Source organism: Agrobacterium sp. a22-2, from assembly GCF_012276985.1.
Classification (GTDB): Bacteria; Pseudomonadota; Alphaproteobacteria; order Rhizobiales; family Rhizobiaceae; genus Allorhizobium.
In genome coordinates this window covers 209,779-233,200 of the sequence record NZ_JAAXMM010000010.1, presented here as the reverse complement: position 1 = coordinate 233,200, position 23,422 = coordinate 209,779, and the positions used below count along the sequence as shown (strand labels likewise).

The following is a 23,422-nucleotide window of genomic DNA, read 5'->3' as shown; positions in this document are numbered from 1 at the left end:
CAGATCAAGCCGATTGGTCAACCAATGATCAGTCTGGGATATTCGATGGCCGGGCAACGGTCCATGACCACTTTCAGCCCGGCCGCTTCGGCTTTGGCTGCGGCATCATCGTCGCGCACCGACAATTGGCCCCAGATCACCTTGGGCCGCGGCTGCATGGCGAGCGCCTCCTCCACCACGTCGTCGAGATATTCGGCAGCCCTGAACACATCGACCATATCCACCGGCTCGGGAATGTCGGCAAGCCGTGCATAGACCTTCTGGCCGAGGATGTCCTTGCCGGCCTGGCCGGGATTGACCGGAATGACCCGGTACCCCTTGGACAGCAGGAAGCGCATGACCCCGAAGCTCGGCCGGGCCGGATTGGGCGATGCGCCCGTCAGCGCAATGGTCTTCGTCTGGTGCAGGATATCGGTTATATAAGCATTGTCGTAACTATCGTGGTTCACGGTCGCCTCGTTCAGCTTCACTTCAGTCCCGGTCCGCGGAGATGTTCTCCGCATGCTCCGCTGGGCCCGTGGAAATCAGGCCATTAGACAAGAACAATAAAGCCAAAAGAAGGGAATGCACCCCAGAAAAAGGCGTGCGAGGCCAGTCTGATCGCATCACTGCTGGCGCCAGCCGCAGCTTTGCAGACATACAATCCGCTGTTGATCAATCCGCTGTTGATATGTCCCCCGAACAACCAGCCTGTCCTACGCATACAATAACAACGATCAACGGTCTTGCACACGGCTTGACGCCTCGACAAAGCCATTGTGGGACACGATACTGGGCGCATTCCGCCAAATTGCACCGAGGAGACATGCCATGAAGGTCGCTGCAACCGCTTGCCTCAGCATTCTGCTGCTGTCGGTTCCTGCCCACGCCATCAGCCGCTACAATGTGACCGGCATGACATGCGAAGGTGCACGCCAGACGATCCGCAGCGAAGGCGCAGTGATCCTGCGCTATCCCTCGAAGAACGTGGCGGGCATGACGCTCTACGATCGCTATGTCAGGAACAGCCGGCATTGCGATCCCGGCGAATATGCCGAGTGGAACTACGTTCCGACCAAGAACAATCCTCGCTGTCCGGTGTTGGCGTGCGAACCAATATCGAATCTCAACAATCGGCTTTTCATTCCGAACCATTCGCTCTGACTGGCGGGCTCAAGCCGTGCCGGCCCGCTTGGTAGCTGGATGGCTGGCCCGGTAGACCAGCGGATAGTCCGAAACCAGCGCGCGGTTCATCACCACCTTGATGCCGGCGCTTTCGGCACGGGACGCCGCTTCGTCATCACGAACGCCCAGTTGTCCCCAGATCGCGGCGGGCTTTGTCTTCAGGGCAAGCACTTCGTCGATGACACCGGCAAAAGCCTCGCTGCGGCGAAAGACGTCGACGAGATCGATCGGATCCGGAATGTCGCTCAGATGGGCGTAGACGGTCTGGCCTTCGATCTTGTCGCCGGCATGGGCCGGGTTCACCGGATAGACATGATATCCCTTGCCGAGCAGGAAGCCGATCACCCAATGACTGGGCCTGTCGTCGCGTGCCGAAGCGCCGACAACGGCGATGGTTTTCGCCGAGGCCAGGATATCGCGAATGTAGTCGGTAGAGTAGTTGTCGTGGTCCATGGAAACCTCCCCGGCCATTGCCGGTCCTCAGTATTTCCCGCTCCTCGAAATCCCCAAGGTCAACTCTATTCCGAATATCTTAATCAATTGCTTCGGCGCCACGGCCGAAAGGCCCGATCAGTCCGGCAAGACGATATGGCCATACTCGTCCATCGGGAAGAACGGATTGTGGGCGACTTCCCAGAGATGGCCATCCGGATCGGCGAAATAGCCGGAATAACCGCCCCAGAACACTTTTTCCGGCTTCTTGACCAATGTCGCGCCACAGGACACGGCAAACTTGATCACCGCATCGACCCCGGTCGGACTCGACACGTTGTGCGCCAGCGTCACGCCGGAGAAGCCCGGCGGCGTGTTCTCCACACCGGCATCTTGAGCCAGCGCCTCGCGTCCGAAAAGCGCCAGCACGGTGCCCTTCAACTGGATGAATGTGACGCCGTCCTGCGAGGCCGACGATTTGCGAAAACCCAGCCTTTCGTAAAAGGCTGTGGCAAGTGCAACATCAGCAACGCCAAGGGTAATCAACGAAATGCGGCGGTCCAGGGACATGCAGGCCTCCAAAAGCCAATAAATCGTAATGCGTTCTCTTTTTATTCTATTTATGTTCTTAACACATTAGATGCGTCTCAAGGTTGCAATTGTTGACGACAACAATCATATAAAGGCAGATGCCGGTAGGCGAACCGATCGCCGATATGCATTCGCTCGCTCACTCGCCCGACCATTCCGGCATGCGCTTTTCCAGAAAGGCGCCGATGCCCTCCTGTGCGTCGCGCGCCAGCATGTTCTCGACCATGACGCCCGCCGCATAGCGATAGGCCTCCTCGAGCGACATATCGATCTGGCGGTAGAACGCTTCCTTGCCGATCTTGAGGGTGAGCGGCGACTTGGAGGCGATGACGGCGGCATATTTGTTGACCACCTGTGCCAGATACTGTTTCGGCACAATGCGGTTGACGAGGCCGAAATCCTTGGCGGTGGAGGCGTCGATCGTCTCGCCCGTCAGGAGCATTTCCATCGCCTGCTTGCGATGGGCCGCACGGCTGACGGCGACCATCGGCGTCGAGCAGAACAGGCCGATATTGACACCCGGCGTGCAGAAGGTTGCCGTGTCGGTGCAGATCGCCAGATCGCAGGAGGCCACCAACTGGCAGCCGGCAGCCGTCGCCAATCCGTCGATCTCGGCGATGACGGGCTTGGTCAGATGGGTGATCTTCAACATCAGATCGGCGCAGAGCCGCATGGTCATCTCGAAGAACTGACGGCCGCGGTCCGCATCGGCACGATGGGCGGTCAGTTCCTTGAGGTCGTGGCCGGCGGAAAACAGCTTGCCGGACGCCGCCAGAATGATGACCCGCACCTCGGCATTGGCTGCCGCCCGGTCGAGCGCTGCATCCAGCGCGGTCATCATTGCCACCGACAGGGCGTTGGCCGGCGGATTGTCGAGCGTCAGCCGCAACACACCGCCGGTCTGCTCTTCGCGCACCAATGGCGCTGCAGGCGTTTCCTTGTGAAACGATACGACTTCGGCCATGGTCTATCTCCTCTCTCGATGATTTTGCTGTATCTGTGCCACGAAAGGCGCGTCCAGCGCCAGTGCGGACACGGATGGAAGGGATATCGGCATGCCGGACAGCAGGGCACTGAGGATGACGGCCGAGGATATTCACCGCTTCCTGGAGACCGAATTTCCCCAGCTTCACACCGATGGCCGGCAGTTCACGGTCAGCAGAATCGGTCCGGATTGCGCAACCATGCGGCTTGAACCGGACGAGCGGCACTTGCGTCCCGGCGGCACGATTTCGGGACCGGCGATGTTCACGCTGGCCGACGTTGCCTGCTGGGTAACGATCTTGGCCCAGATCGGCCCGGTTTCCATGGTGGTGACCACCAATCTCGCCATCAACTTCCTGCGCCTGCCGAAACAGTCCGCCATCGACTGCGATTGCCGGATTCTGAAGCTCGGCAAGCGGCTCGCCGTCGTCGATGCGCTGCTGCACCAGGGTGATCCGGCCAAGGCCGTGGCGCAGGTCACCGCCACCTATTCCATTCCGCCCATGTGACTCGTGAGCCCTGCAAACATCCGCTGCCCCGATGATTTTTGCGGTATTATTTTACCACACAATCAAGCCGTTGTTTTTGCTTTATTATTTTAACGTCCTCACAAAACACGTCTCTTGACCGTTTTCCGCGACGAAACTATAAAGCCCGGAGTTGGCGGCCCTTTCGGACCGCTTTCTTTTTTGGCGTCGCGAGACAGGCCAAAAACAAGCAACAAGAAACGCCCCATGCGGCTCTTTCGCAATCGGGGACATAAGGAAAGAAACTGATATGTCTACCTTCGTTCAGAAGCCTGCTGAGGTGGAGAAGAAGTGGATCATCATCGACGCCGAAGGGCTCGTTGTCGGTCGCCTCGCCACCCTCGTTGCAAACCGCCTGCGCGGCAAGCACAAAGCAACCTATACCCCCCACGTTGACGATGGCGACAATGTCATCATCATCAATGCCGAGAAGGTCGTTCTGACCGGCAAGAAGTACTCCGACAAGAAGTACTACTGGCACACCGGTTATCCGGGTGGCATCAAGGAGCGCACCGCTCGCCAGATCATCGAAGGCCGTTTCCCGGAACGCGTCGTTGAAAAGGCTATCGAGCGCATGATCCCGCGTGGTCCTCTCGGCCGTCGTCAGATGAAGAACCTGCGCGTATACGCCGGCTCGAACCATCCCCATGAAGCACAGCAGCCGGTCGCTCTCGACGTGGCATCGCTGAACAGCAAGAACGTAAGGAGCGCCTGATCATGGCTGATCTCTCTTCCCTGAAGGACCTCGGCACGACCCAGGAAACGCCTTCCGCTCCGGTGCACGTCCGCAAGGTCGATGCCCAGGGTCGCTCCTATGCGACCGGCAAGCGCAAGAACGCCGTTGCCCGCGTCTGGGTCAAGCCCGGCACCGGCAAGATCACGGTCAATGGCCGCGAATTCCCGGTCTACTTCGCACGCCCGGTTCTGCAGATGATCCTGAAGCAGCCGATCGTTGCCGCTGCCCGCGAAGGCCAGTTCGACGTGGTCGCAACCGTCACCGGTGGCGGTCTTTCCGGCCAGGCCGGTGCCGTTCGTCACGGCATCTCCAAGGCGCTGACCTATTTCGAGCCCGGCCTGCGTGGCGTGCTCAAGAAGGGTGGCTTCCTGACCCGCGACAGCCGCGTTGTCGAACGTAAGAAGTACGGCAAGGCCAAGGCCCGTCGTTCGTTCCAGTTCTCGAAGCGTTAATCGCTTCCGGTACACGGACTTGGAAAAGGCGGGGCTTCGGCTCCGCCTTTTTTCGTTGTGGCGCCTTCCGCATAGCCGGGGAACTATCTGCCGCAACGCAGCAAAAAAGCGCTGGCAATTGTCGGATCGGCTCGTAATATCCGCCGCGACCTGAAAATGCGGGCTGCCTTCCGCCGAAAGGAGATATTCATCCCATGGCCAAGAAGACCATCGACCACGCTTTTACCGCAACGGACCTCACCTCTGCCGCCACCGACCCGACCTATGCCGGCACGCTGTCCTTCATGCGGCGCAAATATACCAAGGTGCTGAAAGGCGTCGACGCCGCCGTCTGGGGCATCCCCTTCGACGCCGCCACGTCCAACCGTCCCGGCGCCCGTTTCGGGCCGCAGGCGATCCGCCGCGCTTCCGCCATTTTCGACAACGACCCGCAATATCCCTTCCACCGAGATCTCTTTGCCGGCATGGCGACGATCGACTACGGCGACTGCCTGCTCGACTACGGCAATCACTGGAAGACGCCGGCCACCATCGAAAAGGAAGCCGCCAAGATCCTGAAGAGCGTCGACTTCCTGCTGACGCTCGGCGGCGACCATTTCATCACCTGGCCGCTCCTGAAGGCGCATGCCGCCAAGCATGGCCCGCTGGCGCTGGTGCAGTTCGATGCGCATCAGGATACCTGGTTCGATGACGCCAAGCGCATCGACCACGGCTCGTTCGTCGGTCGCGCCGTGCGCGACGGGCTGATCGATCCTGACCGTTCGATCCAGATCGGCATCCGCACCCATGCGCCGGAAGATTGCGGCATCCGCCTCGTCTACGGCCATGAGGTCGAGGACATGCGCGCCGGCGATATCGCCTCGCTGATCGTCAGCCATACCGGCGGCCTGCCGACCTATGTCACCTTCGACATCGATTGCCTCGACCCGGCCTTTGCGCCGGGCACCGGCACGCCGGTTGCCGGCGGTCCGTCGAGCGCCAAGATCCTGTCGGTGCTGCGCGGCTTGCACCAGCTCGACATTCGCGGCGCCGATGTGGTGGAAGTGGCGCCGGCCTATGACCATGCCGATATCACCGCCATTGCCGGAGCGACGGTGGCAATGTATATGCTGGGCCTGCACGCCGAGCGGCTGGCCCGCTTGGCGCTCAGAGATTGATTCAAGCCTTTACCGACCTGATTCCACAAATGGAACCAACCAACTGATATCCGAGGATAAAATGACAGCGAAGATCTTCATCGACGGCGAACACGGCACCACGGGACTGCAGATCCGCACCCGCATGGCCGGCCGTCGCGATGTCGAATTGCTGTCGATCCCGGAAGCGGAACGGCGCAACGCAGCGCTTCGCGAAGACATGCTGAATGGCGCCGATATCGCCATTCTCTGCCTGCCGGACGAGGCGTCGCGCGAGGCCGTGACCATGGTTGCCGGCAACAACAATGTGCGGATCATCGATACGTCGACCGCCTATCGCGTCGATCCGAACTGGGCCTATGGCTTTGCCGAGATGGACGCGGCGCAGGCCGACAAGATCCGCGCCGCGCGGTTCGTTGCCAATCCGGGCTGCTACCCGACCGGCGCCATCGGCCTGATCCGGCCGCTGCGTGCAGCAGGCCTTCTTCCCGACGGCTATCCGGTCACCGTCAATGCGGTCTCCGGCTATACCGGCGGCGGCAAGCAGATGATCGCGCAGATGGAGGATGCAAACCATCCCGACGCCATCAAGGCCAACAATTTCCTCTACGGCCTGCCGCTCAAGCACAAGCATGTGCCGGAGATGACGGTGCACGGCCTGCTCGACCGCGCGCCGCTGTTTTCGCCGTCGGTCGGCCGCTTCGCCCAGGGCATGATCGTGCAACTGCCGCTGTTCCTCGACGACCTGAATGAGGGAGCGACGATCGACGCCATTCATGCCGCCCTCGTCGCCCATTATGCCGGCCAGGACATCGTCACGGTCGTGCAGCTCGAGGAGAGCCGCGCGCTCAGTCGCATCGATGCCGAGGAACTGGTGGGCCAGGACACGATGGAGCTCCATGTGTTCGGCACGCCGGGCGGCGCTCATGTCAATCTGGTGGCCGTACTCGACAATCTCGGCAAGGGTGCCTCCGGTGCTGCGGTCCAGAACATGGATCTGATGCTGTCGGCCTGATGCATCGCCGCCGGGGCGCCCTGCCCCGGCCTCCTATCCCCGACATTGCCGATCGGCAGGGCTCCGGTCTCCGCTTGTCGAACACTTCGTTTCCTGAACCACGGATCGTCATGGCCTCATTGGGTTGCTATATCGAAGGCAACAACCAATGAGGCATTCCGATGAGCGACCGCAGCCGTTTTCCCGTCATCTTCATTCCGCACGGCGGTGGCCCATGGCCGTTCATGGATTTTCCGAAGTCGGACGAGGGAAAGGGTCCGTGGGACGATCTCGGCGCGTTTCTGAAAGGACTGGATGGCGAGATCGGCCGCCGGCCGAAGGCCGTGCTGGTCGTCTCCGGCCATTGGGAAAAGGAACCGGTGCCAACGCTGAGCACGGCGGAGCAGCCCGGCATGCTCTACGATTACTACAATTTTCCGCCGCACACCTATGAGCTGTCCTATCCGGCCAAGGGCGATCCTGATGTCGCCGCCCGTGCCCGGGCGTTGCTGGCGGCAGCCGGCATCGAGAGCGCACAGGATGCGACCCGCGGCTTCGACCACGGCGTGTTCATTCCCTTCATGTTGATCTATCCCGATGCGGATGTGCCGATCGTCATGATGTCGCTGAAGAGTACGCTGGATGCCGAAAGCCATCTGGCGATCGGCCGGGCGCTGGAGCCGCTGCGCGACGAGGACGTGCTGATCGTCGCCTCCGGCATGACCTATCACAACATGCCGATGTTCCGTAAAGCCGATGCCGGGCATGCCGCTGAGGCCGTTCGTTTCGACGACTGGCTGGCGGGTGCCGTCGAGGCACCGGATGCGGATGAACGTGCGGCGCTGCTGTCATCCTGGGACAAGAACCCCGATGCGCTTGCCTGCCATGTGCCGGACCACGATCACCTCGTGCCGCTGTTCGTGGCGGCGGGTGCTGCCGGTGCCGATCAGGGCCGGCGGATCTTCACCACCGATTATCTTGGCAAGCCCTATTCCGGCTACCGGTTCGGCTGAACGTCAGCTCTGGACCTCAATGGCGGTTTCGGGCGGATATTCGCCGATGAAGCCGCGCCAATGGGCAATGGCAAAACCAAGCACGATCAGCGCCATGCCCTGATGCGCCAGCGCGACGTGCAGATGCACCTGCGTCAGCAGCGTGGTGATACCGAGGATCGCCTGCACGGTGATCAGGGCAAACAGCACCACGGTGCGGCGGGCATGGGTCGAGTGCGGCGCGGCTTTGAGCGATGCCAGCATATGCCAGATCGCGGTCGCGAAAAGCATATAGGCGCCGAGGCGGTGCACAAACTGCACTGTCTTCGGGTTCTCGAACAGGTTGATCCAGCCGGGGCTCTGCACGAAGAGATCGCCCGGCACCAGCGCGCCATCCATCAGCGGCCAGGTATTGTAGGACAGGCCGGCATCAAGGCCTGCCACCAGGGCACCCAGATAAATCTGGAACAGCACCATCAAGGCCAACACCATGGCCCAGGTCTTCGAGCTCGCCGTCGGTGCGGGGTCGCCACTGTGTTGGGAAAGGCCGCGCATTACCCATGTGCAGGCGGCAAAGATCAGACAGGCAATGACCAGATGGGTGGCAAGGCGGTACTGGCTAACATCGACGCGCGCCGAAAGGCCCGAGGACACCATCCACCAGCCGATGAAACCCTGAAAGCCGCCCAGCGCCAGAATGCCCAACAGTGGCAGCTTCAACCGTCTTTCGATGCGGCCGGTGGCCCAGAAGAAGGCAAGCGGCAGCGCAAAGACCAGGCCGATGCTGCGCGCCAGCAGGCGATGGGCCCATTCCCACCAGAAGATGGTCTTGAATTCGTCGACCGTCATGCCCTTGTTGATCTGCTCGTATTCGGGAATGCGCTGGTAGAGCTTGAACTCTTCGTCCCATTCCGAAGCAGACAGCGGCGGCACGACACCGTGGATAGGCTTCCATTCGGTGATCGACAGGCCGGAATCGGTCAGCCGCGTCGCGCCGCCGACCAGGACCAGACAGAAGAGCACGGCCAGCACCACGCCCAGCCAGATGCGGATGGCCCGGCGGTTGTTCGTCTGGCGCTCGATCCGCCTCAGGACCGATATTTCAACAGCAGCATCTACGGTCGTCATGGACATTCCCTTTTCATGGCTGTTGATTTGCTACACTTGCCGGTGCAAAACAAGCCCCGGCCGTTTGCGGCATGGGGTCGCGTTGCTCCATGGCTGAAGACGGCATGCACGAAACGAAAGACCTGCTATGCCCGTCAGACTGCGCAAATTCATCGGCACGATCCTGATCATTTGCCTCGTGATCCTCTACGCGCTTCTGGCGACGACGATCGCTGCAGCCACGCTTGCGACGTCGCCATGGTGGGTGCACTTCCTCTACTTCCTGCTGTCCGGCCTAATCTGGATCCTGCCGGCCATGCTGATCATCAAATGGATGGCCGGCCCGGTTCGGAAATAGACGATCGTCAAGCCTGGCCGGCAAGTCTTGCGACACGGTAATCCGGCTTTACGAACTGATAACCGAACTTGGCGGAAAAACTGCGTCCGCCGGTCGCTATAAACCCTATTTACGAAAAACACTTCTATTGTGACTGCATAGGCTGCCGACCGGAGACACCCCTGTGCAGATGCAGACGACGATTTCGGATGTTCACATGATGCCGGCCGCTTCGGCGGTCGAGCGCCTCGACGTGGCCGCGCCGACGGCAAGACAGGCGGTGGCCCCCATGCAGTTAGAACTGTTTCGCCAGATGGAGCCTCTGGAGAGCGAATGGCGGCGGCTCGACGCCGACAATCTCAATTCGCTGCACCAAAGCTATGACTGGTGTGCGGCCTGGGTGAAGACCCATGGCCATCCGCTGGCGATCCTTCGCGGTCGCCAGGACGGGGAAACCTGCTTCATCCTGCCCATGGAAGTCGTCCGCACCAACATGATCCGCGTCGCGCAGTTCATCGGCGCGCGCTTCGCCAATATCAATACCGGCCTGTTCAGCGAGAAATTCCGGGCGCAGGGCCTGCAACCCTCGCCGCAGGATTTCGTCGAACGGGTGACAAAAGCCCTTCAAGGCCAGGCCGATCTCGTCAGCCTGCAGAATATTCCCCTGGAATGGCGGGGCGACAAGCACCCGTTCTCGGCGCTGCCAGTACTCGAACACCAGAACCATGCCTTTCAGCTGCCGCTCTATCCGGATTTCAATCGCACCATTGCCCAGCTGAACGCCAAACGGCGGCGCAAGAAGTTTCGCAACCAGCAGCGCAAGCTGGAAGCGGTCGGCGGCTATGAGCATATCGTGGCCAGCACCGACAAGGAAAAGTCGACTCTGATCGAACGGTTCTTCTATCAAAAGGCGGTCCGCTTCAAGGCTCTTGGTCTGCCGAACGTCTTTCATCCGCCGGAAACCCAGGCCTTCTTCCGCCTGCTCCTTGAGCGCGACAGCGGTGGCGTCGACGTGCCCCTGCAACTGCATGCGCTGCGCCTGAAGGGTGAGCATGAGGGCAAGATTGCCGCGATCGCCGGCCTGTCGCGCAAGGGCGACCATGTGATCTGCCAGTTCGGCTCGATCGACGAGGAGTTGGTGCCCGAAGCCAGCCCCGGCGAATTCCTGTTCTGGCTGGTGATCGAGCAGGCCAGCCTGGACGGTGCTGCCATCTTCGATTTCGGGGTTGGCGATCAGGATTACAAGCGCCGCTGGTGCACGGTTGAAACCGTCCAGCACGACGTTCTCCTGCCGATCAGCGCTCCGGGCCGGCTGGCCGCCATTGCCCAGCGCGGCGTGACCCGCACCAAGGCGGTCATCAAGGGCAATCCGCAGCTCTATGCGCTGATCCAGCGGCTGCGCGCCCATGCCGACGAAGACCCGACCCTTGCGACGGGAACCGACGACTAGCCTTCGTTCAAGCGGCGCTGCGGCCCTTGCGGGCGGCACGCGGCTCAGGCGGACGTTCCGACATCAAAACGAGATCGGCATACCCCACGCTCTCGAAGGTCGCCATGATCTCGGCAAGCTGCGCCTTGTCCGGGTTCGGCGCCGAGAGAATGATCTCGTGGGCACCGTTGCGGCTGAGGCGCGACACGCTCTCGGCATTGGCCGGACCACATTCGATCAGCACCAGATCATAGGCATCCGACAGGGCATCGGCGATCATCGACAGACGGTCGACGCCGCGCATGGCGGCGCGGATATCGCAATTGCCCTGCGGGATGACATGCGCATCCGACAGCCGGTCGGGATGGATGGTATCCGAGAATGCCGCCTCGCCGCATAAGAGATCGGTAATGCCGGGAAGATCGCGATGGGCGGCCATCAGCCGCGTCGGGCAGGCCGAGCCGGTCATGTCGATCAGCACGACCGTACGGCCGGATTCAGCAATCTCGCGGGCCAGCATGACGGTCGCCGTCGAGCCATCATCGCCGGACGGCGAGATGCTGATGGCGATGGCGACGTTGGCCTCGGCCAGATAGGACGCAACCGATGCGACGGAGAACTCGTCGTGCGGTGCGTTGGTCTCCTGCACATCGGCAGTTGTGTCCATATCCGGCATGGGTGCCGGATCGGCCGCCGCGGTCAGCAGGCTTGCCGGAAGGGCGCCGGTTGCCGGGCGCGGCGCTAAGGGTTTCTGAACATGTGCATCGGCGACCGGCGTGGTCACAGCGTATTCCGGTTCGTCATCGACCGGGTTGCCGATGGCTGAAGCGTTGACCGGGCGCAAGGCACGGCCGCTGAACAGTTCGGCAAGCATGATCGCCACGGCACAGAGAATGAAGGCGGCGACGGCCGCAACGATGGTGATCGGCAGGACCTTGGGGAAGCTCGGCTCGGACGGCTCGGATGCCTGGGAAATGATGCGGGCATCGGCCGGGCTGGAGCCCTTGTCGAGGCGGGTGCTGGCTTCCCGGTAGCGGGCAAGATAGGTCTCCAGCAGCTGGCGCTGGGCGACGGCCTCACGTTCCAGCGCCTTCAGGCCGACCTCGTCCTCGCCGGCACGGGCCGAGTCGGCCTTGACGGCATTCAGCTGCTGAACGAGCTGGCGTTCGCGGATGCGCGAGACATTGGCTTCGCTTTCGAGGCTTGCGACGATCTTGCGGGTTTCGCCGGCGATCTGTTCGCGGATGCCGCTCAGCTGCGAGCGCAGGGCTTTGAGCCGCGGATGGCCGTCGAGTAGGCTGGTGGACAGATCGGAGATCTGCGAGCGGATAGCCGATTCCGATTGCTTGAGCTGCTGGATCGCCTGTGAAGATATGACGGCGTCCAGCGTATCGGTCGGCTTGCCGGCTTCAAGCGCTGCCTTGACATTCTCGGCCTTGGCCTCGGCATTGGCCCGCTCGCCGCGCACACGGGCCAGTTCGACCGAAATGTCGTTCAGCTGCTGATTGGCGAAGGTGGACGTTTCGCTGGTGCGCAGCAGATCGGACGAGGATCGGTAATCGGCGATCTTCTGCTCGGCCTCCCTCACCTTCTCGCGCAGATTGGCGATTTCCGGCTCCAGCCAGCGGGCCGCTTCGGAATTGCTGTCGAGCTTGGCGCCGCTCTGCAGCGACAGGTAGACCTTGACCATGGCATTGGGGATGGCCGCGGCCAGTTTCGGGTCCTTGGAGGTAAACTCGATGCCGATGACGCGCGACTTTTCGACCTGGTAGACCTGCAGCTTTTCCTGGAAGGCCTTCAACACCCGCTCTTCGGGCGCCAGATCGAGCGGGCTTTTCTTCAGGCCGAGCAGGACCATGATGTCGGACAGCGCCGAGGGATTGGTATCGGGGTCGAACTCTTCCAGATCATAGAGTTTCAGATCGCGGGCGACCTGTTTGATAAGATCGACCGAGCGCAGCAATTGCACCTGGCTGACGATGTTCAGCTCGTCGAGCACCGGCTCGGAACCGGTCAGCCGCGTCTGCTCGGCGGCGTAACTGGCGGCGCGAGCTTCGATCAGGATGCGGGTTTCGCTCTTGTAGCTCGGCGAAATCATGCTGGCGCCGGCAAAGGCGAGCCCGGCAGCCACGGCAGTCACCACGAGGATACGGCCCTTGCGCTGCCAGATGGCACGCATGAGTTGGCTAAGATCGATATCCACGTCCTGTTGATTGCTGCTGCCTGAACCCGACATGACCGTTACTCCTGGTACTTATTGGCCCAGAAAGTAAAGCAACATGGTAACCCAAGCGTTAAGGCGCATTGACATGTTGTTCGGAAGATCCGTGGGAAACGACCAATGGGTCTTCCGTCAAGCAAGCACAGAGCTGCCGGATGTTCGCCTATGGCAACCGTATCCAGCTTCAGTCCGCGGTCCATCCAGCGATCAACGACTGTCAACTGGCCTCATTCGACAGCCAGGTGCGCCGGCTCCAGCCCATTCTTGGCACGCTCATGGATCATCTGAAATGCTCTCTCCAGGTTGCGCGTGTATCGCCTGCTGTCGAACAGCGCGGCGGTCGTCCTGCCGGATTCAATGCGCGTTTTGAGTGCGCGCAGCCTTTCGGCATCGGACGCGAGTTCAACGCAGAGATCCACATAGCGATCCCCATTTTCGGCAACCAACTCCGGCAGTTGCATGGCCCGCAACAGGCTTTCCGAAACTCTCGACGAAAAATTGCTGCCCTTCTTGGTCACGACAGGCAGGCCGGCCCAGAGCTTGTCAGACGTCGTGGTATGGCCGTTGCAGGGGAACGTATCGAGCCCGATGTCCGCTGCCCGCAAACGTGCGATGTGGGCCGGATAGCCTGCGGAGTTCGCGTAGATGATGCGTTCCGGAGCGATGCCGGCATTTGCAACAGCCCTGCTGAAATTGCCTCTGGCCACGGGATCGTTGCATACCATCCACAGGACGGTACGGGGTGCGCGGGCAAGGACTGCCATCCAGAGACGGAAGGTTTCCGGCGAGATCTTGCGTACATTGTTGGCGGAGACGAGTACGGTCGCCTCGTCCGGCAGACCGAGTTGGCTTCTGCTCGGTGCAGGGGGCAAAGCACGGTTGCTGTCGTCGTTCGGCTGATAGCTATCTGGTAGCCAGCAGAACTTTTCATGGAAAAAGGGCGCCCTTGTCTCCGGGCAAACGATACGGTCGCAGGTAATGTAGTCGCAGTCGATGCCGACACCCGATCCGGGATAGCCCAAATACGCCACCTGCACGGGCGCAGGGCCGGCATTGACAAGATCGATCCACGACTTGTTGGTATGCCCCTTCAAATCGACAAGGATGTCGATACTGCGCGCTTTGATCAATTGCGCCGCGTCTTCCGTCGGCAGATGGCCGATCCTGACGATTTTGTCGCCAAATCGCTCCCTGAACACCCGATCGGTGGCAACCAAATTGTCCTCGGTGTAGCAGAACAAAGTGATCTCGAATGTGTTTTCGTCATGAAGCTCCAGCACACGCTGCAGGAGCTTCAGGGTTGCATGCTCGTCCGACCAATCGTTCGACAGATAGCCAACCCGAATCTTGTCGGCGAAAGGATGCGGCCGGCTGCGGCGCCGTGCCCGCGCCTCCGGACTGAAGGTCTTGCCGTTCTGGGTCTGGATCAAAGCATTTAATGCTTCGTCGCCGCACCAGGCGATGTGATCGAGCAGCAGCTCGGTCCGGATCTGAAACGCATCGCCGGCCCGGATTTTCTCCAGGGCTTCCCCATCCGAGCGCTCAAGCTCCTCCATATCGAGCCGATAGTGAACGTGATGGCGGAAGTAACGCGCAGCGCCCTCATGGCCAGGATTGTATTCGAGGACGTCGCGTGCCGCGCCAAATGCCAGTTCTTTGTGCTTGGCTTGCCGGAAGAGCGTGAACGCGAGTTCCAGCAGTTGTTGGCGAGGCGCACCGGCCATGCCTGCTGCCCGGTGATAGTACGAGGCAGCATCCTGTACGTGGCCAATACGGTAGCAGCTCTGCGCCAGCCGTACCAAAGCGGCTGCATCAAGGCCGTCGCCCTCGTCGGCGAGAGGCTTCAGGAGTTTGACCACCCCCAGGAAGTCACCGGATTTCTGCTTCTCCATAACCAATGCGGAAACGCTCATCATTAGTTATCCCTAAATCAATAGTACCTATCATTGCGTGCATTAAAATGGCAGTATGAAACAACAAGGATGCACGTGGCTTGCGTCACGGCTCTACAGCGCCGATGTGATCCGCCTCTTAGGCTTTGTGTCAAAGATCAGGAAAAACCGCACGCTGCTAATAAAGCGCGACGCTTTGTTTACCGGCCATTAACCCTAACCGTTTGATAACAGACCCAAGTTGAATCCGTCCTGGGAGCGCGTTGGCGCATGATATTGGCTCGAGCAAGACAGGTTATCATCGCGATCGCCGCCGTCACTATGGCCGTGCTGTCCGGCTGTTCGTCCTACAAGCCGGCGCCCAAGGTATTTCATGAGGCGACCATCCAGCCCTACCGGCTGGACAGCGGCGACCGCCTGCGCGTCACGGTCTTCGAACAGGCCAGCCTCAGCAATTCCTATACCGTCGACCAGGCCGGCTATATCGCCTTCCCGTTGATCGGCCAGGTGGCTGCCCGCGGCCAGACCCTTCCCCAGCTGGAAGGTGCGATTGCCCAGAAGCTCCGCCAGGGCTATCTGCGCGATCCCGACGTCACCATCGAGATCGACCGTTACCGCTCGATCTTCGTGATGGGCGAAGTCGGCCAGCCGGGGCAGTATTCCTACGTTGCCGGTATGACCGTTCTGAACGCCGTTGCGGTTGCCGGCGGCTTCTCGAACCGCGCCAACCAGCGCGATGTCGACGTGACCCGCAAGATCAACGGCGAGATCGTCACGGGCCGCGTGCCGATCACGGATCCCATTCTGGCCGGAGACACGATCTACATCCGTGAACGGCTGTTCTGATCGATGCCGCAGACCGAACCGCTTCGCATCATTCATTGCTTTCGCTCGCCTGTCGGCGGAATTTTCCGGCATGTGCGCGATCTCGCCGAGCATCACAGCAATGCGGGCCACAAGGTCGGCATCGTCTGCGACAGCACGACCGGTGGAGAGCACGAGGACAGGCTCTTCGACCAGATCCGCCCCTATCTTTCGCTTGGCCTGACGCGCCTGCCGATCCACCGTACGGTCGGCTATGGCGACGCGCGTGCCCTGTGGAGCAGCTACAACGAAATCAAAAGTTTGCAACCGGATGTTTTGCACGGTCACGGCGCCAAGGGCGGCGCGCTGGCACGCATCATCGGTTCAGTGTTGCGGGTCAAAAGGTATCGCGTTGCCCGCGTCTATTCCCCCCATGGCGGCAGTCTGCACTACGATCCGGCAAGCCTTGCCGGCCGGGCGATCTTCACCATGGAGCGCCTGCTGGAATCGATGACGGACGCCATCGTCTTCGTCTGCGATTTCGAGCGAAAGACCTACGAAGCCAAGGTGGGTATCCCCCGCTGCAGCGCGCGGATGATCTATAACGGCATCAGCGATGCGGATATCGGCGCCATCCCGACCCGCTCCGACGGCGTGCATTTTCTCTATGTCGGCATGCTGCGGGACTTGAAAGGCCCTGATGTGTTCATCGACGCCTTTGCCCGAACGGAGCGCATGGTCAAGCATCCGCTTTCGGCGCTGGTGGTCGGCGACGGCCCCGACCGGGACAAATACGATGCGATGATGACCCAGCGCGGTCTCGGCCGGCGGATCGGCCTGCTGCCCGCCATGCCGGTCCAGGACGCCTTTTCCATGTCCAATATCGTGGTCGTTCCATCGCGCGCCGAATCCATGCCCTATATCGTTCTGGAAGCGCTCGGTGCGGCCAAGACGGTGATTGCCACCCGGGTCGGCGGCATTCCGGAAATGCTCGGTGCCGACAGCGAAGCGCTGGTCAATCCCGACGATCCCGACGACCTCGCCCGCGTCATGGCCAAGGCCGTGACGACGCCCGGCTGGCACGCCAGCACGATGCCGAGCCTGGACGATTTCAAGGCGAAATTCTCCGCCTCTGTCATGGCCGACGGCATCCTGGCACTTTACCGCGAACGGCTGACGGCAATCGGCGCCGCCTGATCAAGCCGGCCCAGGCGCGCGCCGAAGCGGCGCGAAGTCGGCCGGGGTGATCGGTCGTCCAGTCGTGGCAGCGAAGAGACCATAGTCCCTCGGCTCCGGCATGATGTCTGTAAACCTTTGGAGAGCGTCCATCGATACTTGCCACCCGTTGTCCCGAACGGGAACATTATCTGGCCGTTTCGACTCGTGCCCCCTTCAAATCCTTGGGCCTACATAAACGTTTCTTAGGACCTTTCTGTTAGGACCAAAGCAATGAAGAGGCGGGTCGATGTCATGAACCAGCAGGAAAAATCCGAGCCATTCGATGTGGATGCCCTGCGCCGCAAGGTCCGGGAGACGGCCGGCGGCGACAAGGCGCCGGCACCGCCGAACACCGTCCTCGAGACGGGCGAGATCAACGCATTTGCCCGCCAGATCGCCGGCCAGTTCCAGGACAGCAATTATTCGCCGAACATCATCATCGGCCAGCTCCGGCTGCTGGAATTCAGCTCGCTGTTTGCGACGGGTCTCGCCACCCATCATTTCCTTGCCAAGGAGCATTTCTCGCCGTTCATCATGTATCTGGCGGTGGCCTTTCTCGGCTCGGCGCTCAGCATCCTGCTGCTGCAGCTGGCCGATTGTTACCAAGTGCCGGCCCTGCGCCGACCCTTGCGGTCGATGCCGCGCATCGTCGGGGCCTGGACGATCGCCTTCTCGCTGGTGGCACTTGCCTTGTTCCTGCTGAAATCGGGCGATCTTTATTCCCGTGGCTGGGTGATCTCGTGGTATGCGGCCGGTGCGCTCTTCCTTCTGGTCGAACGCTATCTGCTGGCCTTCGGCATCCGGCGTTGGGCACGAAACGGCATCATGGAACGGCGCGCCGTCATCGTCGGCGGCGGCCAGCCCGCCAAAGACCTGATCCGCGCCATCGAACAGCAGCAGGACAACGACATCCGCATCTGCGGCATCTTCGACGATCGCGGCTCGGACCGCTCGCCGACCATCGTCGCCGGCTATCCCAAGCTCGGGACGGTGCAGGAACTGGTCGAATTCGCCCGCCAGGCCCATATCGACATGCTGATCATCTCGCTGCCGCTCAGCGCCGAGGCCCGCATTCTGGAACTCCTGAGAATGCTGTGGGTGCTGCCGGTCGACATCCGGCTCGCCGCCCATTCCAACAGCCTGCGCTTCCGGCCGCGCTCCTATTCCCATATCGGCGCCGTGCCGATGCTCGACATTCTCGACCGGCCGATCCGCGACTGGGATTCGGTGGCCAAACGGATTTTCGACGTGTTCTTCAGCATCGTCGCCCTGCTTTTGCTCTGGCCGGTGTTCATCGGCGCGGCGATCGCCGTCAAGCTGAGTTCCAAGGGGCCGGTGCTGTTCGTCCAGAAGCGGCATGGCTTCAACAACGAAGTCATCAATGTCCTGAAATTCCGCTCGATGTATACCGACATGAGCGATCCGACCGCCAAGCGTGCCGTCACCAAGGGCGATCCCCGTGTTACGCCGATCGGGCGCTTTCTTCGCAAATCCTCGATCGACGAACTGCCGCAGATCTTCAACGTGCTGCGCGGCGACCTGTCGCTGGTCGGGCCGCGACCGCATGCGGTTCTCGCCCAGACCCACGACCGGCTCTATGGCGAAGTCGTCGAAGGCTATTTTGCCCGTCACCGGGTCAAGCCGGGTGTCACCGGCTGGGCGCAGATCAATGGCTGGCGCGGCGAGATCGACAATGACGAGAAGATCAAGTTCCGCACGGCCTACGATCTCTACTATATCGAGAACTGGTCGCTGCTGTTCGACCTGAAGATCCTGTTCCTGACGCCGATCCGGCTCCTGAATACGGAAAACGCCTATTGAGCGCGATCGAAGCCCATCACGCAGCGCCGTTCAGGCCGCATGCCGCGGCCCTGACGCTGTTCGGCTCGGCCATGGTCGGCTTCGGCGTCTTCCTGTCGGGCTTCGTGATCTCCGAGCCGGCGCCTTACGAATTGCTGATGGTCGGCCAGATCGCGGTCTGGTTTCTGCTGGGCCTGAAAATCTCGCGCCATGTCGCACCGTTGCTGGCTTTGCTGCTGGTCTTCAATGTCGGCGGCATGCTGTCGCTGACCGTGATGAGCGATCTTGGCGACGGGCCGATGTATATCGCCGTCTCATTGTTCCTGGCGCTGACCTCGGTCTTCTACGCCGCCATCATCGAGGATGGACAGCAGCGGCTGCGGCTGATTTTTCGGGCCTGGGTGGCAGCCGCCGTCATCACGTCGATGCTCGGAATCCTCGGCTATTTCCATGCCTTTCCGGGCTCCGAGGTCTTCACCCTCTATGACCGGGCCAAGGGGGCCTTTCAGGACCCCAACGTCTTCGGCCCCTTCCTGATCGCGCCGTCGCTCTACCTGATGCACGGGCTCCTGACCGGCAGGCTGATCGAAGCGCCGTTCAAGGTCGCGGGCCTGCTCATCATTGCGCTCGGCGTTTTCCTGTCGTTTTCCCGCGCCGCCTGGGCGCTCTTCCTGTTTTCCGCCGTCGCCATGGTCTTCATCCTGCTGCTCAAGGAAAGAACCGGCGCCTTCCGGATGAAGATCCTGTTCCTGTCGCTGACGGCCATGGTGCTGATGGTCGTGGTGCTGGTGATCGCGCTGCAGTTCGAGCAGGTCAACAGCCTGTTCTTCAACCGCACCCAGCTCGTGCAGGACTATGACGGCGGGCATCTCGGCCGCTTCGATCGCCACCGCATCGGCTTCCTGATGTCCATGGAACATCCGCTCGGCATCGGGCCGATGACCTTCAGCCGGATCTTTCCGGAGGACGAGCACAATATCTGGCTGAAATCTCTGACCACCTACGGCTGGCTCGGCTTCGTCACCTATATCACCATGCTACTCTGGACGCTGTGGATCGGCTTCAAGCTCCTGCTGCGCGACCGGCCGTGGCAGCCCTACCTGATGATCGCCTGGATCGTCATCATCGGCCATTCGGCGATCGGCAATGTCATCGACACCGACCACTGGCGGCATTTCTACCTGCTTCTCGGTATCGTCTGGGGCTGCGGCGCCCTGGAAAACCGCTGGCAGAAAGACAGATCACGCGGAGGGCTCGCCGCATGAGCGAACCGACAAAGCCGGATACGTCACGGCTGAAGCTGCTGCAGGTTCTGGAGCCAAGCGGCGGCGGTTCGGGCCGGCATTTCCTCGACCTGTGCAAGGCGCTGCAGGAGCGCGGCCACGACGTGACCGCTGTCTATTCGCCGCTGCGCGCCGAGGCACGGTTCGTCGAGGAACTGCAGGGCCTGGGGCTGAGCGAAGTGCTGAGCGTCGATATGCGGCGGGCCGTCGGCCCATGGGATGCCAAGGCGCTGCTGGCGATCCGCCGGATCATCAAGTGCCACGGCCCATTCGACATCGTGCATGGTCACAGCTCCAAGGCCGGCGCGCTGACGCGGCTGAGGTTTCCCGGACCGCATGTGCCGAGGGTCTATACGCCGCATGCCTTCCGTACCATGGACCCGACGCTCGGCCCCAAGGGTCGGCTGGTCTATGGCATGGTCGAAGGCCTGCTTGGCCGTACCTTCAGCGACCGCATCATCTGCGTGTCCGGCAACGAATACGACCACGGCCTGTCGCTTGGCATTCCAGCCGAGACGCTGCGCGTCGTCGTCAACGGCGTTGCCACGCCGCCCGAAAACCGAGTGCACGAGATGCGCGCCAGGCTTGGCGTGTCGGACGATGCCTTCGTGTTCGGCTTCATCGGACGCCTGTCGCCGCAAAAGGCGCCGGAACGGCTGATCGCCGCCTTCGAGCGCATCGCGCCACGGTTTCCTCTCTCCCATCTCGTCATCATCGGCTTCGGCGAACTCGAAGCGACGATCCGGGCGATGATCACATCTGCCGGTCTGTCTGATCGCGTGACACTCAGCGCCGATGTCGCCGGCAGCGAGGCGATCCAGGCCTTCGATGCCCTGGTGACGCCCAGCCGCTACGAGGCGATGTCCTATGTCATGCTGGAAGCGGCTGCGGCCGGCAAGCCGCTGATCCTTTCCGATGTCGGCGGGGCCGGAACCGTGCTCGAACACGGCATCAACGGCTGTCTCATTCCCAATACCGACAACCCGGCGCCGCTGGCCGAAGCCATGCTGTCCTTTGCCAATCTTGAGACTCGCAGGCGGCTTGAAGCCGGCGCCCTCTCGCGGCGGGGCCGATACGGGCTCGATAAAATGGTCGAGGAAACCTTGCAGGTCTACCAAGACCTGCTGAGCGAGCGACCGCTTGCGATTGCAAGCCAGAAGGACGCCCGCACCGATGTGGCCGATGGACTGGCCTTCCGTTAAAGCGCCTGGGGGCCTGGCCGAGCATTGACCTTCTGCCAGGCAGGCCTATATTTCTACTATGTATACAGCTGCACAATATCGCGCCGCGCGGGCGCTTCTGGGTCTGACGCTGGAGGAGAGTTCCAAGGCCAGCGGCCTGCCGGTATCCGTCATCTCGGATTGCGAGAGCGACAGGCTGGCTCAGGTCGAAGACATTGCCGTACGAACCCTTCGCCGCGCCTATGAGGCCAAGGGTATCGTCTTCGTCAACGATGGCGATGGCTCGAGCGGCGGTGCCGGTGTGCGATTTGCCGCCCGTGATCTCGTCGAACAGACCATCCGGCCAGAGAATCTCAACGCCGCAAACGACGACTGAAGGTAGAATTGTTCCATGCCGATGGAACAATTTTCGCTCTGCGACATTCTCCGCCTGCCCTTACGCACAGGAGATAACTATATGAACCGGAACAACGGTCTTTATTTCGTCATCGGCGCCCTCGTCATCGCCGTGATCGGCCTTGGCGTCTACGTCTACCAGGAGGAAAGCAAGCCGGACGGCGTCCAGCTTTCCATCGGCCGCGACGGCATCGCCATCGAAGAAAAATGAGGCTTTGCCTCCGGGGCGGTCAGGCGTATCCCTCACGCCTTTCAGCCCCGTTCGAGCACTCGCCCGACAGGCCGGCTTATAGCCCGGCGCGCCCCACACCATTCCTCTTCCTGATCACCCTCCCCTGAGCGAGGCCCCATGATGCGGCCAGCTCCGTCGGTGTGCAAATCCCCTGCTCCAGCATGAAGGGTACCGATTCGCGGTGGGGCTGCCGACCGGCAAGCGGTGATACGGCAAGGCCGTGGTCCATGCCATGCACCAGATGCAGTTCGATGGCGACATCGCCATCCGGGGCCAGCCATGTGCGCGTCAGGCGCGATCCATCCATCTCCTCTCTCGCCGCCTCCTCGGGTAACCCGTGGAGATCCAGCCATTGATGCAGACTGGCATGGGCATTGGTGACGTTGACGACCCGATCCGCCATGCCGTGCCAGATCGAGATCTTCGGCAGGCTACGGATGTCCGGCGTGGCGCTGCGCACCAGGTCACCCCATTCACGGGCCGAACGATTGGCACCCGACTTCATCACAGACATGGCCGACATGGCATCGCGGGCAGCACCGTACGGCAGGCCGGCGATGATCGCACCGCCGGCAAACAGATCGGGATAGACTGCAAGGAGGGCCGAAGTCATGGCGCCGCCGGCCGACAGGCCCATCACGAAGATGCGATCCGGCGAGATCTTATGGCGCTGGCTCAGGTTGTCGATCATCTGGCGGATCGACATCAACTCGCCGCGATCGCGCGCCACCGAACTCGGGCGGAACCAGTTGAAGCACAGGTTGGAATTGTTATTGGGCCGCTGTTCGGGGTAGAGCAGCGCAAATCCCATCTCCTTGGCCAGCCGCGACCAGCCGCTGCCGCGGTCGAAATCGACGGCGTTCTGCAGGCAACCATGCAGGACGACGACCAGGGGGGCACCGGCCTTCAACTGCGGCGGAACATATTCCAGCATGCGCAGGCCGCCGGGATTGGCGCCGAAGGCCACGACTTCATGCAGACGTGCACCGGACGGCCGGGTTTGACGCGGTCGGGCCTTTGCCGGCGCAGTCGTCGGCTCCATGATCTTGGAGAGCGCCTTCTGCCACTTCTTCTGTTGTCGCATCACGGAGGAAAACGGCATAGGGAATTTCAGACGCATGGACAGATCGCTTTCTCTGGGTTCGGAAGGGATAAGCGTTGCCCGGCCCTTCTGTTCCGAATTTTATCACCATGGCCGGCGCGGACATGCAAACGTCCTGTGCGCTAGCCGGCCGCAACGAACCCTGGCAAGAACTGTCATGTTGCATTGCAACATATATAAGGCAAAGTCAGGATATCCCAACCCTTTCGCCGCAAATCAAATTAAGATCCAGCCAGGCTTGGCACTAAATGGTTGATATATTCCGAGTCTCAGGTATGGCTCAGGTTGTGGCTTTCAACCGCATGCATTCGGCTTAGGTTTCATTGACGGAATGAAAGATAAAATTCTTGAAAGGAATGCTGATCCAATCCTTAATGGCGTCGAACGAGGAGGCCACAAGATTCGCTGCCCC

24 protein-coding genes are annotated in these 23,422 nt (G+C 61.3%); 16 read left to right on the top strand and 8 right to left on the bottom strand.

The window, feature by feature from the left end:
- Positions 1-17: 17 nt before the first annotated feature.
- Complete coding sequence (locus tag HFC70_RS17335) at positions 18-449, bottom strand: CoA-binding protein (RefSeq protein ID WP_168474527.1); 432 nt, start codon at positions 447-449, stop codon at positions 18-20.
- A gap of 361 nt (positions 450-810) precedes the next feature.
- Between HFC70_RS17335 and HFC70_RS17330 the strand changes: the two genes are divergently transcribed.
- The gene (locus tag HFC70_RS17330) at positions 811-1,143 is read left to right on the top strand and encodes a hypothetical protein (protein ID WP_168474526.1); all 333 of its coding nucleotides are present in this window, start codon (positions 811-813) and stop codon (positions 1,141-1,143) included.
- Between the two features lie 9 nt (positions 1,144-1,152).
- Here the strand turns inward: HFC70_RS17330 and HFC70_RS17325 are convergent, their stop codons facing one another.
- The 3 genes from HFC70_RS17325 to HFC70_RS17315 form a co-directional block, all read right to left on the bottom strand.
- Complete coding sequence (locus HFC70_RS17325) at positions 1,153-1,617, bottom strand: CoA-binding protein (protein WP_168474525.1); 465 nt, start codon at positions 1,615-1,617, stop codon at positions 1,153-1,155.
- Positions 1,618-1,734: 117 nt separating this feature from the next.
- The gene (locus tag HFC70_RS17320; RefSeq protein WP_168474524.1) at positions 1,735-2,166 is read right to left on the bottom strand and encodes a VOC family protein; all 432 of its coding nucleotides are present in this window, start codon (positions 2,164-2,166) and stop codon (positions 1,735-1,737) included.
- 160 nt (positions 2,167-2,326) lie between these two features.
- Positions 2,327-3,151, bottom strand: a complete 825-nt coding sequence (locus tag HFC70_RS17315; protein WP_168474523.1) for an enoyl-CoA hydratase — start codon at positions 3,149-3,151, stop codon at positions 2,327-2,329.
- A gap of 91 nt (positions 3,152-3,242) precedes the next feature.
- Between HFC70_RS17315 and HFC70_RS17310 the strand changes: the two genes are divergently transcribed.
- The 6 genes from HFC70_RS17310 to HFC70_RS17285 all read left to right on the top strand — a co-directional run bounded on the left by HFC70_RS17310 (position 3,243) and on the right by HFC70_RS17285 (position 8,029).
- Positions 3,243-3,680, top strand: a complete 438-nt coding sequence (locus HFC70_RS17310; protein ID WP_168474522.1) for a PaaI family thioesterase — start codon at positions 3,243-3,245, stop codon at positions 3,678-3,680.
- 268 nt (positions 3,681-3,948) lie between these two features.
- Positions 3,949-4,413: a 50S ribosomal protein L13 gene (gene rplM / locus HFC70_RS17305; RefSeq protein ID WP_168474521.1), complete on the top strand. Its 465-nt coding sequence runs from the start codon at positions 3,949-3,951 to the stop codon at positions 4,411-4,413.
- A gap of 2 nt (positions 4,414-4,415) precedes the next feature.
- Positions 4,416-4,886, top strand: coding sequence for a 30S ribosomal protein S9 (rpsI, locus tag HFC70_RS17300; RefSeq protein WP_168474520.1), 471 nt, complete (start codon positions 4,416-4,418; stop codon positions 4,884-4,886).
- A 194-nt stretch (positions 4,887-5,080) separates the two neighbouring features.
- Entirely contained in the window at positions 5,081-6,043 is a 963-nt protein-coding gene (gene speB / locus HFC70_RS17295) for an agmatinase (protein WP_168474519.1), read from the top strand.
- 61 nt (positions 6,044-6,104) lie between these two features.
- On the top strand, positions 6,105-7,037 hold the full coding sequence (gene argC / locus HFC70_RS17290) for an N-acetyl-gamma-glutamyl-phosphate reductase (RefSeq protein ID WP_168474518.1): 933 nt from the start codon (positions 6,105-6,107) through the stop codon (positions 7,035-7,037).
- Positions 7,038-7,198: 161 nt separating this feature from the next.
- Complete coding sequence (locus HFC70_RS17285; RefSeq protein ID WP_168474517.1) at positions 7,199-8,029, top strand: class III extradiol ring-cleavage dioxygenase; 831 nt, start codon at positions 7,199-7,201, stop codon at positions 8,027-8,029.
- 3 nt (positions 8,030-8,032) lie between these two features.
- Here HFC70_RS17285 and HFC70_RS17280 read toward each other — a convergent pair whose 3' ends face one another.
- On the bottom strand, positions 8,033-9,136 hold the full coding sequence (locus HFC70_RS17280) for a COX15/CtaA family protein (RefSeq protein WP_168474516.1): 1,104 nt from the start codon (positions 9,134-9,136) through the stop codon (positions 8,033-8,035).
- A gap of 127 nt (positions 9,137-9,263) precedes the next feature.
- On the opposite strand from HFC70_RS17280, the gene HFC70_RS17275 reads away from it, so the two are divergent.
- Both HFC70_RS17275 and HFC70_RS17270 read left to right on the top strand, forming a co-directional pair.
- Complete coding sequence (locus HFC70_RS17275; RefSeq protein ID WP_168474515.1) at positions 9,264-9,473, top strand: DUF2842 domain-containing protein; 210 nt, start codon at positions 9,264-9,266, stop codon at positions 9,471-9,473.
- Positions 9,474-9,642: 169 nt separating this feature from the next.
- Positions 9,643-10,902, top strand: a complete 1,260-nt coding sequence (locus HFC70_RS17270; RefSeq protein WP_168474556.1) for a GNAT family N-acetyltransferase — start codon at positions 9,643-9,645, stop codon at positions 10,900-10,902.
- A gap of 7 nt (positions 10,903-10,909) precedes the next feature.
- Here the strand turns inward: HFC70_RS17270 and HFC70_RS17265 are convergent, their stop codons facing one another.
- Both HFC70_RS17265 and HFC70_RS17260 read right to left on the bottom strand, forming a co-directional pair.
- Complete coding sequence (locus HFC70_RS17265; protein WP_168474514.1) at positions 10,910-13,117, bottom strand: exopolysaccharide transport family protein; 2,208 nt, start codon at positions 13,115-13,117, stop codon at positions 10,910-10,912.
- Between the two features lie 212 nt (positions 13,118-13,329).
- Complete coding sequence (locus HFC70_RS17260) at positions 13,330-15,015, bottom strand: glycosyl transferase (protein WP_168474513.1); 1,686 nt, start codon at positions 15,013-15,015, stop codon at positions 13,330-13,332.
- Positions 15,016-15,264: 249 nt separating this feature from the next.
- On the opposite strand from HFC70_RS17260, the gene HFC70_RS17255 reads away from it, so the two are divergent.
- The 7 genes from HFC70_RS17255 (at position 15,265) to HFC70_RS17225 (ending at position 21,887) form a co-directional block, all read left to right on the top strand.
- A complete protein-coding gene (locus HFC70_RS17255; protein ID WP_168474512.1) occupies positions 15,265-15,840 on the top strand; it encodes a polysaccharide biosynthesis/export family protein in 576 nt (191 codons plus the stop codon).
- A gap of 3 nt (positions 15,841-15,843) precedes the next feature.
- Positions 15,844-16,995: a glycosyltransferase family 4 protein gene (locus tag HFC70_RS17250; RefSeq protein ID WP_168474511.1), complete on the top strand. Its 1,152-nt coding sequence runs from the start codon at positions 15,844-15,846 to the stop codon at positions 16,993-16,995.
- A gap of 273 nt (positions 16,996-17,268) precedes the next feature.
- Positions 17,269-18,837: an undecaprenyl-phosphate glucose phosphotransferase gene (locus HFC70_RS17245; RefSeq protein ID WP_168474555.1), complete on the top strand. Its 1,569-nt coding sequence runs from the start codon at positions 17,269-17,271 to the stop codon at positions 18,835-18,837.
- The gene (locus HFC70_RS17240) at positions 18,834-20,081 is read left to right on the top strand and encodes an O-antigen ligase (protein WP_168474510.1); all 1,248 of its coding nucleotides are present in this window, start codon (positions 18,834-18,836) and stop codon (positions 20,079-20,081) included. The genes HFC70_RS17245 and HFC70_RS17240 overlap by 4 nt, the downstream gene beginning before the upstream one ends.
- A complete protein-coding gene (locus HFC70_RS17235; RefSeq protein ID WP_168474509.1) occupies positions 20,078-21,301 on the top strand; it encodes a glycosyltransferase family 4 protein in 1,224 nt (407 codons plus the stop codon). The genes HFC70_RS17240 and HFC70_RS17235 overlap by 4 nt, the downstream gene beginning before the upstream one ends.
- A gap of 58 nt (positions 21,302-21,359) precedes the next feature.
- Complete coding sequence (locus tag HFC70_RS17230; protein WP_168474508.1) at positions 21,360-21,656, top strand: DNA-binding protein; 297 nt, start codon at positions 21,360-21,362, stop codon at positions 21,654-21,656.
- Between the two features lie 81 nt (positions 21,657-21,737).
- On the top strand, positions 21,738-21,887 hold the full coding sequence (locus HFC70_RS17225; protein WP_168474507.1) for a hypothetical protein: 150 nt from the start codon (positions 21,738-21,740) through the stop codon (positions 21,885-21,887).
- Positions 21,888-21,963: 76 nt separating this feature from the next.
- On the opposite strand, the gene HFC70_RS17220 is transcribed toward HFC70_RS17225, so the two are convergent.
- Positions 21,964-23,028, bottom strand: coding sequence for a PHB depolymerase family esterase (locus HFC70_RS17220; RefSeq protein WP_168474506.1), 1,065 nt, complete (start codon positions 23,026-23,028; stop codon positions 21,964-21,966).
- Positions 23,029-23,422 lie beyond the last annotated feature (394 nt).